Origin of the sequence: Methylomonas sp. MED-D (assembly GCF_050276835.1) — a bacterium.
In the GTDB taxonomy this organism is placed as follows: Bacteria; Pseudomonadota; Gammaproteobacteria; order Methylococcales; family Methylomonadaceae; genus Methylomonas; species Methylomonas koyamae_A.
On record NZ_CP189965.1, the window covers coordinates 4,130,614 to 4,141,525 of the forward strand.

Sequence of the window (10,912 nt, forward strand, 5' to 3'; positions counted from 1 at the left end):
CTTATGCCTGGAAAAAACGCTGTATCGTGGCCGCGACGTAATCGATCTGATCGCGGGTGATTTCCGGGAACATCGGCAACGACAAAATGTTGGCGGCGGCCTCCTCGGTACGCGGAAAATCGCCGGCCGAGTAGCCCAGGTAAGCCAGCGCCGGCTGCAAATGCAACGGCGTCGGATAATGCACGCCGCTGTCGATGCCGTTGGCTTTCAGAAAGGCGGACAATCCGTCCCTATCCTGGCAACGCACCACGTACAAGTGGTAAACCGGCTCGCAACCTTCCGCGACGGCCGGCAACGTTAACGGTAAACCGGCCAGCTTTTCTTGATAATGGGCGGCGGCGGCCTGCCGACTGGCGGTCCATTTCGGCAAATGCTTGAGTTTGACGTTGAGCAACGCTGCTTGCAAGGTATCCAAACGACTATTGCGGCCAACGATTTCATGCAAATATTTAGTCGAACGGCCGTGATCGCGCAGTTTGGCGATTCTGGCCGCCAATTCGGAATCGTTGGTGGTTACCGCGCCGGCATCGCCGTAGGCCCCCAAGTTTTTACCGGGATAGAACGAGAAACAACCGACATCGCCAATGCCGCCGACGGTCTGGCCGTTGATCGTCGCGCCGTGCGCCTGCGCCACGTCTTCTATAACCCGTAATCCGTGTTTTTTGGCAATCGCCAGAATTTCCGGCATCGGCGCCGGATGCCCATACAGATGCACCGGAATGATCGCCTTGGTCTTGGCGGTGATTTTGCTTTCCAACGCGGCCGGATCGATTTGATAAGTCAGCGGATCGATGTCGGCAAATACCGGGGTGGCACCGGACAAGGCGATCGCTTCGGCGGTCGCGATAAAGGTGTGCGGCGTCGTGATGACCTCGTCGCCTTGGCCTATGCCCAAGCCCATCAGGGCCAGTTCCAGCGCATCGGTACCGCTGCCGACGCCGATCGCGTAAGCGGTTTTGCAATAGCTGGCAAAACTTTGCTCGAATTCGGCGACTTCCTGACCGTTGATAAAGCGATTGTTCAAAATCACCCGATCCATCGCCAGACGGAATTCCTGTTTGTGGCGCTGATACTGGGCACCGAGATCGGCAAACGGCACGCGACGGGCGGGCGCATCGGTCGGCGCGGCTCCATCGGTTTTGTACGGACTTTGCGGCATCAACTCGTACTGGCATTTAACGCCCTCGACCTCGCCGATTTTCTTGGCCGGCACGCCGAACAAAATCGCGCCGTCCTCGGTCGATTTGGTGATCACACTGCCGGCCCCAACCAATACCCGTTCGCCGATTTCGAGATTCGGGCTGACCGTCACGGCCGCGCCCAAAATCGCGCCGCGGCGGATCACCGGTCCGTTCAGACATTCCTTGGCTTTGTCGCAAGTCGGATGCGGCACGTTAGTGGTGATGACTCTAGGCCCCAGCCAGACATCGTCCTCCAGCACGGTGTATTCGCACAAACCGGCTTGGGCCTGCAGACGCACGTTGTTGCCGATCTGGCAGTGGTGCTCGATGACGACGTTAACGCCGACCGAACAATGATCGCCGAGGTTGGTATTCTCGCGAATGAACACGTAATGACTGACATGGCAATGGCTACCCAGAGCAGCGCCGGCATAAATGATCGTGTTCGAACGAATATGGGTATCGTCGCCGATCACGGTCTCCAGTTCGCCGGGCTGATAGCCCTTGGGCGGATAACCGATGATGCAAAAATCCTCGATGACGACGTTCTTGCCGAGCTTGACGTTGGGGTGGACGATGGCAGTCGGCGCCACGCTGGCCGACGACTGCGAATTTTCTGAATTGGACATGAATTAAAAATCTCGTGGGTCGAAAAACTGAAGGGGTTACTTGCGCGGTTTACGAAGATCCTCGGCCGTGTCGCTCCGTCTGCGCATTTCCGCCCGGCCCAGTCGACTATGCGTCGGCTGAAAGCGCAACCAGACTTCGCGACTGGTCGCGGCGGACTCGTAAATCGCGCTGATCAAGCGCAACGACTTCAAGCCTTCGAGACCGTCCACCATCGCACCGCCGCCGTGATTGATCACGTGCACCACGTTGCGCAAATATTCCAAATGACCGAAGCCATAGACGTTGGGCGGATTCTGGTTGAACTCTTGCAACACCAGCTCGTCGTCGGGCGTCGGCTCTTCGAACAACCACGTCTTCATCTGGTTAACGGCGAAACCACCGATCTCGACAGTACCGTGTTCGCCAAGGATGTTGATCGACGCCTCCAAATCTTTCGGCCGGGCCGCCGTGGTGGCTTCGATGACGCCCAGCGCGCCGTTACGGAAGCGTAGCACCGCGACGCCGGTATCCTCGACTTCGATATCCACCAGACTACGCGCGGTGTATGCGAACACCGAATCGACGTCGCCGCAAAGCCAGGTCAGTAAATCCACGTGGTGACTGGCTTGATTGGAAAACACGCCGCCGTCCCACAACCAAGTGCCGCGCCAGCCGTCCTGATCGTAATAGGCCTGATTGCGCATCCAGCGCACTCGCGCGGTGGCCATCGCAATCTTGCCGAAACGCCCGGCCTTCATCGCTTGATGCAGCTTTTGCACCGGCACGTTGTATCGATTTTGCTTGACGACGAACAGTTTGACTTGGGCACGATCGCAAGCCTCGATCATTGCCTCGGCATCGTCCAACGTTAACGCCATCGGCTTTTCAACGACCACGTGCTTTTTGTATTCAACGACTTCCAACACGTGCTGAGCATGGCAACCGGTCGGCGTCAGCACGTTGATCACATCAATCTTGTCGCCCATCGCCGCCATCATTTCGTGCAGGTCGGTGAAGTGCGGCACGCCGTATTTGCTGCCGAACAATTCCGCCCGTTCCTCGGTGACGTCGCAAACCGCCACCAATCTAGCGCCTTCCACGGGTCCCGACAGTACCTCCGCATGCCGAGAGGCAATCCGACCGCAACCCAATAACGCAAAATTCAGTGTATTTTCCATTTTCTTCCCGAATAACTCATCCCCACAGAACATAAACGCGGAATCGCCGATTCCGCACCCTAAAACTTTAGATCAACCGTGCTTAAGCGCAAATGCCATCACGCTGTCGGCCAGACGGCCCGCCTCGGCATCGTCCGCGATCACCGACCAGTAGTAAAGGCAATAGGCGACTTCGCCATAATTGATTTCCTTGACCTTGCCGAAGAAACTTTCCTGGCCCAGGCCGGTACGCGTATTGCCTTCGGCCGACACTTCGCCGCTAGTCAGAATACGCGGTTTCAACCAAGCCATACCCAAGCGCACCGCGTCGAACAACTGCTGGCGCAAACGAGCATCGTCGGAATAGGACCAGGCAATTTGCAGATTCATCAATGTGACAGCCTGGTAGCTACTATCGTGACCGCCCTTTTCGACGAATACGCCATCGCCGCGTTGAGCCGCCACCACGTCGCGCAAAAATCCGTTACCGATCGCAACCAAACTAGGATCGTCCAACAATTTGCCGTTCAACTGAAATGCCAGCGCATCAAACACCAGTCGGTTGGCGGTGTGACCATCTTGGCGCAGCATTTCATCGGTATTTTGTCTAAGCCAAGCCATCGCCTGGCGGACCTTAGGCAACAAAGCTTCCAAGCGCGCTGTATAGGCCGGCTGGCTGTTATCCTCTTTAAGTATCCACAGCATTTGCCCGTAAGCTTGCAGAAAAAAAGTGTCGGCATTGATCGCCGTGCGCGGCGATGCACCCTGGCCATTATGAAAATATCCGCTCGGATCTTGCTTGCCGAACGCAAATTCCGCGGCCCGCGCCGCTTTTTCAAACAATTCGGGATTGGCTTCCACCAAAGCCAGCGCCAATACCCAGCCGGCATCGCGCTGAGCCGCGACATCGGAAAACTCGTCGATATTGCGCCCGGCCGCCCCGCTGGCATCGATACGGCGGGGATTGCCCTTATAGGCTAGAAGTTGGCGAAACGTGGCGTTCGACGCCAGCGTTCTGATGACGGCACGTTGCGCCTTGACGGGACTAGTGGATAACGGAGAGGTCGCTACCGGCGACTGGATTGCAGCGCTTGGCGCGCCTGCGTCGCTTTGGGTGGGCTTGGGTTGTTCGAGGGTTTGAAACGTCGCGTCCAGCTCGGAGAGAGCAGCGGCTAATCCGCGCAAATCGTTGTGTTGGCGAGCTTGCTCGATGGCTTGCACCTGAGCGTCGGTCACTCGCAAATCGAACCCCCGCCGTTTTAACCCTTCATAATGCTGCTTGAGTTCGTCATAGCGGTCGCGCAAAGCCCGCTTGTCCAACTCTTCGGCATGCCCGAGCGTTGCAATTCCAAGCAACGCCACAAGCGCCCAACGATACCAATGCATTTATCCATTCCTCCGGAAAAACTCCGGCGTCCAAGCAAAAAGCACAAGTATAAGTTAAAAATGTGACAATTCCGGTAAAACCAGTATTTTAACGAAATCTTAATAGAGCGACTCTTCTCGTCGAGAGCGGTTAATCTTCCGGCCCAAAGCACTGTGGGTAGTCGTGACAAACCTCGCAGGAGGGCGCCCGACAGACATACAATCCTTCGGCCTCGCAAAGCTGCTTATATAAAAACTTTTTCCACTTCATATCCTTGCTGTTGCGCGCCACCAATTCCGGAAAATTCCGCCGTAACATATCGGACAAGTCCTTGCGCGACCATAAGCCGAGATCTTGCCAAAGATGATCGCTGCCCAAGCAAGCCGAAACGATCAACGAGATCAAAATTTCCCGATCGTCGGCTTCGACGGCAAATTGCCGCAACAACACTTCCAAATCCTGTTTTTCCAGCATCCTACCGTAATCCAGCACGCTACCGGACACTGCCGTTTCCGCTAACGAATATCCGGAAAAATGCCGCGCCAGCAACTGCTTGAAATCGTCGGGCTCCAAGCCCATTCGGTCCGGCAACACGCCGTCTCCGACCGCCCAACTGGCGATAATTTGCGCCAGCCAGACGCGATTGGGCGTCGGGCTGGCACGGGCCAAAAGATCGTCGCGGATCGCCTGCCTGGACTGGTTTTTTGCCGCCAAATCGGCTTCCGCCGGCGACGCTAGGACGGGTATGCAACTCATCGACTTTCCTCCGGCCGGGGTTAACCGAGTTAGTATTCGACCCGGATGTCTTCGTCTCTGACTATCATCTGGCAGGCCAGACGCCACTCGCATGGCAAATCGTCGACGATCATTTTTTCCAACTCCTCGGCGGTTACCTTACCGACTTCTTTCAACACGGTTTTTTCCTTCTCGGTCAGCGGACCGCCCATGCGTTGATTTTTTTTGTCGATACTGGTTACCCGCACTAAACAAGTACCGCACTCTCCGTCTTCGCATTCGAAGTTAATCGGAATCTTGTTTTCCAAAGCCAGTTTCAGCACCGTCTGAGTGTGACTGCCGGCTACCGCGTAAACGGTTTTATCCCGATATTCGGGACTGGTAAAGGTCACTAAAGCCATGTCTGCCTCCTGTGAAGTGGGTTACACCGGTTTGACGGAGATTTGACCGCCCAACACTTGCGCCTGACAAGCCAGACGATTGTGTTTGCCGGCCATGTTTTCCCGCAGCACCTTATCTTCCAGCACCGATGGCTCGGTCAAATGATTCCAGCCCGAAGTCACCTTCATGATGCAGGTGCCGCAATCACCTTCTCGGCAGCCGTAGGTAATCCCAGACCCGACTTTTTCAGACACTTCGATGACTCGAGTGCCGGCCGGAACCGTGACAGTGACATTGATATCTTCGAACGTAATGGTCGCTTTGGCCATTGCTAAAACTCCTTAAGGTATTGAAAATAATCCCGAAAACCGCCTAATCTGACGAATCTTCGTTGTGGAGGCCCGATAAGGCCCCCCGATTTCCACCGCCTTTCGACGGTGGATCCACCGATGCGTCCTTGCATCGGCCCGGCCGAAACCCAGGGGCTCCGGCCGAATACTCGGTAAACCGCTTGTGCTGCTCAACAAGCGGGACAATCGGTGGCAAGACTCACACGGTCCTGTCCGCGCGGCGCGCGTCGATGTTGTTTCAGGCCAAATCGGCGAAATTCACGGTGCGGTTGGCTCGGGCGCCGGTCAACTCCTGCGCCAGTTCCAAGCCAAAGGCTTTGCATTCCAAAATTTCGTCGTCGGTTGGGATCAGTTTCACCCGCAGACCGGGAATCGGTACCCGCAATTTCAAGCCGCGCAGACGGTCCTCGACCAGACGCACGCCTTCGCCGGTCCAGCCGTAGGAGCCAAACACCCCGCCCAACTTGTTTTTTAGATTGACCACGGTCAGCGAGGACAACAAATCCCAAATCGGCTTGACCGCGTCGCCGTTGATCGTCGGCGTACCCAGCACCAAGCCGTCGGCTTCTTCGATCAAATCGACGAAAGGCGCCACTTCTCCGCCCTCCAGGTCGTACAGCGATACCCGCACGTCCTCGACCTGCATCGCGCCTTGGTAAATCGCTTCCGCCATGCGCCGGGTATTCCCATAGGAACTGATGTAGAAAATCAGCAGAGTCTTCTGATTGGGGCTGAGCTCGTTATGTAGGGCCGGGCTGGACAACTGCCGGTAGCGCTGGATGTAATGCTGCGGCCGGTCGCGCAAAATCGGGCCGTGCGTGGGAGCGATCAGCGTCAGCGGCAACGGCTCGATCAGCTCCAGCGCGCGTACCACGTATTCCTTGAACGGCCGCATGATGTGCGCGTAGTAATACTCGAACGAGAACCGAAAATCGCCGACGCAATCGTTGTACAAACGCTTGTCGCAAAAATGGCAACCGAATACGTCGCCGGAAAACAAGATAGCTTCCTCGGGCGCGTAGGTGCACTGAGTATCCGGCCAGTGCAGGTAAGGTGTGTGCAAAAACTCCAGACTACGGTCGCCGAGCGAGACCGAATCGCCGGTCAACACCGGCGTAAAGCTCAACTCGTTCTGTTTCAGCAACCCCTTCAACATCGATTGCGCTTTTTGCGAGATGAACAACTGCGCTTGCGGCGCCCGCCGCATCAATTCCGGCAGAGCGCCAGTGTGATCCGGTTCCAGATGATTCAGAACGATGACCTTGATTTCCGAATAATCGGCCACGCTTTCCAGTCGAGCGAAAAAATCGCCGGCAAAACCTTCCTTCACGGTATCGATGACCGCAACACCTTCGCTGCCGCGAATGATGTAGGCGTTGTAACTGGTACCGTTGGCCGTCTTCAGAATGATGTCGAAGGTACGCAGATTGGGATCGAAAGCGCCTATCCAATGCACCCGCTCCGACAACGACACCGCTACCGGAACGCCGTCATCGTTTTCCAGCTTTAGGGTGTTCATGGCTTGCACGCCTCGGCGTGGGTCTGCCTAGGACACGTCTCCAGATCCTTGCCGGACGGTATTTTCAAACCTAGCCAGCGATCGACCTGGGCTTCGTCGAAGCCGCAAACTCGAGTGCCGTCGACTTCCATCAGCGGCCGGCGGATCAGCAAAGGCTGCCCTACCATCAACGCGATCGCCTGTCCTTCATCCAAACTATCCGGATCGATCAAGCCTTGCTTGACGGCTGGCGCACTACGGTTAAACCATTCGGCAACCGGCATTTCGCCAAAAAACGCCCTCAACAGGTCGGGTTGTTTGGCCCATGGATGCTGCAACAAATCATGCACGACCAACACGTGGCCGGCCGCGTTAAGCAACTGCTTCTGCCGGGTGTTGTTCAAACAACCCGGTTTCTCGTAGAAATGGACGATGGCCATCGCCGTCAATGGGCTTGCAGTTCCGCCATCGCTTCCGCCATGCGCTCCGGCGGGATACCGGTCAGCGAACCGGGTGGGTTGATTGCGATGCCTTGCGCGTCGAGTATCGCGCCTTCGATCGGGCAAATGCTGGCGCACTGGGTATCTTTGTAATCGCCCTCGCACTCGGTGCATTTGCGCGGGTTGATTTTAAAATGCCCGGCCGATTCCGACATATAAATTGCCTTGCTGGGGCACAAAGGCTCGCAGGCGTAGCAGTTCACGCAGGTTTCAATAATTTTCAATGCCATGACGTCACCTCTTGGCGAATGTGTGCTGAATGGGCGGGTTACCCGCGTACGCAAGCCTTGCTTGCGTACGCGGCGTAAATCCGGTCCGTAGTTACGCGGTTGCGCGTTGGTCGTCTTTCACCTCGTCCAACTTGCCCGCGGCGGCCAATTCCTTGTACACCGCCATCACCGCATCCTCGATCGGCTCCATCGCGTGCTCGCCGTTAGGCACGATGCCGGCTTGCTCCAGCATGTCCCAAGGCTCGTAACCGATTTTCGAACACAGCACCACTTCGCAACCTTCCAGCGCCCGGATCGTGCGCTGCAATACGCTTTCGCCGTCGCCGCAAGTCTCGTCGCCGCTGCAATACAGATCGGTTTTGCGGTGGCTCATGAAACGCACCCCGTCAGGAGACGCTTCGTAGATCAAGAACTCTTTGGCATGGCCGAAGTGCTGGTTGATCACGCCTTGGCCGCTGGTGGCGATGGCCATCAATACCGGGCGGGTGTTCAGCTTGGGCTCGTCGGCATGGCTGGCGGCTTTTTCGGCTTTGGCGGCACGTTTGCTGTGCATTTCCTCGGCAATCGCTTCGTGGATGACCTTGCGTTTTTCCATCGCGGACTGGTAATCGATTTCCATCGCCTCGATTTTGTCCATCGTGAACTCGTCGCCGCGGTCTTCGCCCAACAGACCGACCGCGTCGGCCCGGCATTGCCGGCAGTGGCGCATCATGTTCATGTCGCCGGAGCAAGAATCCTGCAGGTCCATCAGTTCGTCTTGGGTCGGACCGCGTTGGCCCATCACGCCGTAGAAGGTGCCGTGCTCGGCTTCGGCGATCAGCGGCATCACGTTGTGCAGGAAAGCGCCCTTGGCTTTGACGATTTTGCTGACTTCAGCCAAATGCTTGTCGTTGACGCCGGGAATCATCACCGAGTTGACCTTGACCAGAATGCCTCTGGCGGTCAGCATTTCCAGGCCTTTTTGTTGCTGCTCGATCAAAATCTTCGCGCCTTTCACACCTTTGATCCGTTTGTTTTCCCAGAAAATCCACGGATAGATTTGCGCGCCGATTTCCGGATCCACGCAGTTGATCGTGATCGTGACGTGGTCGATATTGTGTTTGGACAATTCCTCGACCGATTCCGGCAAGGCCAGACCATTGGTCGAAACGCACAGCTTGATATCCGGCGCTTCGGCACTGAGGCGGCGGAAGGTTTCGAAAGTCCGTTCCGGATTGGCCAGCGGGTCGCCGGGGCCGGCGATGCCCAGCACGGTCATTTGCGGGATATTGGCCGCGACCGCCATGGTTTTCTTCACCGCCTGTTCCGGGGTCAGCAATTCCGAAACCACGCCGGGACGTGATTCGTTAGAGCAATCGTATTTGCGGTTGCAGTAATGGCACTGGATGTTACAGGCCGGCGCCACCGCCACGTGCATGCGGGCAAAGTAGTGGTGAGCGTCTTCCGAGTAACACGGATGGTTTTCCACCTTGGAGCGAATCTCGTCCGACAAATGCCCTAATTGGTCATCGGACGTACCGCAAGAGTGGGAAGAACAGCCGCCTGCGCTGGCTGCGGGAGTTTCGTTTAATACTGGCAATTCCATGATGAGTACCTCGCTTGGATGGGTTACGAAGTGAGGTAGCACAGGCTATGCCAGTTCTAAAATATCTATAAACCTATGACTTTAAATAACTTTTTTTCGACAATCCCGATTTGCCCTTGGAAAGGGTCGGCGCAATGTTTGCAACGACACAAACCCCGGAATCCATTTGTAAGAATTTTTACATTGATTTTCAAAGGGGATTTGTGGCTGGACCTTGATCGGTGTCCGCATAGCATTCGGCGATCTCCCGAATTTGGGCTTCTATCCGAAAAAACTCGGCCAGCATGTCCGGATCGAAATGACCGACATGCTGCTCGCGCATCGTCGCCAACGCCGATTCGTGGGACATCGGCGGTTTGTAGACGCGCCGGCTGATTAACGCGTCGTAAACATCGGCGATGGCCATCATCCGAGCCGGTATCGGAATGGCGTCGCCGGACAAGCCGTGGGGATAACCGGAACCGTCCCATTTTTCGTGATGACCGTAGGCGATCTGTTTGGCCGCGTCCAAAAAGCCGACCCGCATACCCAATTGTCGTTCGGCGCGTTCGATGGCCTCGCGACCGAGCGCCGGATGGGTTTTCATGATCTCGAACTCATCCGGGGTTAGCCGGCCGCGCTTCAGCAAAATCCGATCCGGAATGCCGACCTTGCCGATGTCGTGCAGCGGCGCCGATTTGCAAAAAATCGCCACATCGGCTTCGTTCAAGCGCCCGGCAAAACGCGGCTGGCTGAGCAGTGCCTCGGCCAGCGCCTTCACATAAAACTGGGTGCGCCGAATATGATTGCCGGTTTCCGGATCGCGGGTTTCCGCCAACGCGGTAACGACGTGTATCGTGGCATCCTGAATGGCCAGTACTTCCGCGATACGCCGCCGTATTTCGTTCTCCAGAAAGGCGTTTTGATCGCGCAGAAAATCGGCGGCCGCCTTCAGAGCCAAATGGTTCTTGACCCTGGCCAACACGATAGGCGGGCTGACCGGCTTGGCGATGTAATCGACCGCGCCCAGTTCCAAGCCGTATCGTTCGGCTTCTTGCTCGGTCTTCGCGGTAAGAAAGATCACCGGAATTTGGGCGGTGCGAACGTCGGCCTTCAACAGCCGGCACACTTCATATCCGTCCATTTCCGGCATCATTACGTCCAGCAAGATCAGGTCGGGCGGCCCGTCGCCGGCGGCGATCCTTAAACCGTGCGGACCGCTGCCCGCCACCTTGACCCGGTAATAAGGCTTTAACAAGCCACTGATCAACACCAGATTGTCCGGCGTATCGTCGACTACCAGCACGGTTGGGCGTATCAATCGTTCGTTGGATCGCATGG

At 56.6% G+C, this 10,912-nt stretch carries 11 protein-coding genes; all 11 read right to left on the reverse strand.

Features of this window, described 5'->3' with window-relative positions; genetic code table 11:
- Position 1 precedes the first annotated feature (1 nt).
- The 11 genes from ACQE3E_RS18625 to ACQE3E_RS18675 all read right to left on the reverse strand — a co-directional run bounded on the left by ACQE3E_RS18625 (position 2) and on the right by ACQE3E_RS18675 (position 10,910).
- A complete protein-coding gene (locus ACQE3E_RS18625; protein ID WP_313730751.1) occupies positions 2-1,810 on the reverse strand; it encodes an aminotransferase class I/II-fold pyridoxal phosphate-dependent enzyme in 1,809 nt (602 codons plus the stop codon).
- 36 nt (positions 1,811-1,846) lie between these two features.
- On the reverse strand, positions 1,847-2,968 hold the full coding sequence (locus tag ACQE3E_RS18630; RefSeq protein WP_064030666.1) for a Gfo/Idh/MocA family protein: 1,122 nt from the start codon (positions 2,966-2,968) through the stop codon (positions 1,847-1,849).
- Between the two features lie 72 nt (positions 2,969-3,040).
- The gene (locus tag ACQE3E_RS18635) at positions 3,041-4,333 is read right to left on the reverse strand and encodes a hypothetical protein (protein WP_064030667.1); all 1,293 of its coding nucleotides are present in this window, start codon (positions 4,331-4,333) and stop codon (positions 3,041-3,043) included.
- 130 nt (positions 4,334-4,463) lie between these two features.
- Positions 4,464-5,069: a nitrogen fixation protein NifQ gene (locus tag ACQE3E_RS18640; protein WP_071160530.1), complete on the reverse strand. Its 606-nt coding sequence runs from the start codon at positions 5,067-5,069 to the stop codon at positions 4,464-4,466.
- Positions 5,070-5,098: 29 nt separating this feature from the next.
- On the reverse strand, positions 5,099-5,449 hold the full coding sequence (locus ACQE3E_RS18645) for a 2Fe-2S iron-sulfur cluster-binding protein (RefSeq protein WP_064030669.1): 351 nt from the start codon (positions 5,447-5,449) through the stop codon (positions 5,099-5,101).
- A gap of 21 nt (positions 5,450-5,470) precedes the next feature.
- Positions 5,471-5,758, reverse strand: a complete 288-nt coding sequence (locus ACQE3E_RS18650; protein ID WP_064030670.1) for a 2Fe-2S iron-sulfur cluster-binding protein — start codon at positions 5,756-5,758, stop codon at positions 5,471-5,473.
- A 259-nt stretch (positions 5,759-6,017) separates the two neighbouring features.
- The gene (locus ACQE3E_RS18655) at positions 6,018-7,298 is read right to left on the reverse strand and encodes an FprA family A-type flavoprotein (RefSeq protein WP_064030735.1); all 1,281 of its coding nucleotides are present in this window, start codon (positions 7,296-7,298) and stop codon (positions 6,018-6,020) included.
- Entirely contained in the window at positions 7,295-7,717 is a 423-nt protein-coding gene (locus ACQE3E_RS18660) for an ArsC/Spx/MgsR family protein (RefSeq protein WP_427500941.1), read from the reverse strand. The genes ACQE3E_RS18655 and ACQE3E_RS18660 overlap by 4 nt, the downstream gene beginning before the upstream one ends.
- Positions 7,718-7,722: 5 nt before the next feature.
- On the reverse strand, positions 7,723-8,007 hold the full coding sequence (locus ACQE3E_RS18665; protein ID WP_064030672.1) for a 4Fe-4S dicluster domain-containing protein: 285 nt from the start codon (positions 8,005-8,007) through the stop codon (positions 7,723-7,725).
- A 91-nt stretch (positions 8,008-8,098) separates the two neighbouring features.
- The gene (nifB, locus tag ACQE3E_RS18670; protein WP_064030673.1) at positions 8,099-9,592 is read right to left on the reverse strand and encodes a nitrogenase cofactor biosynthesis protein NifB; all 1,494 of its coding nucleotides are present in this window, start codon (positions 9,590-9,592) and stop codon (positions 8,099-8,101) included.
- Between the two features lie 190 nt (positions 9,593-9,782).
- A complete protein-coding gene (locus ACQE3E_RS18675) occupies positions 9,783-10,910 on the reverse strand; it encodes a response regulator (RefSeq protein WP_313730745.1) in 1,128 nt (375 codons plus the stop codon).
- Positions 10,911-10,912: the final 2 nt, after the last annotated feature.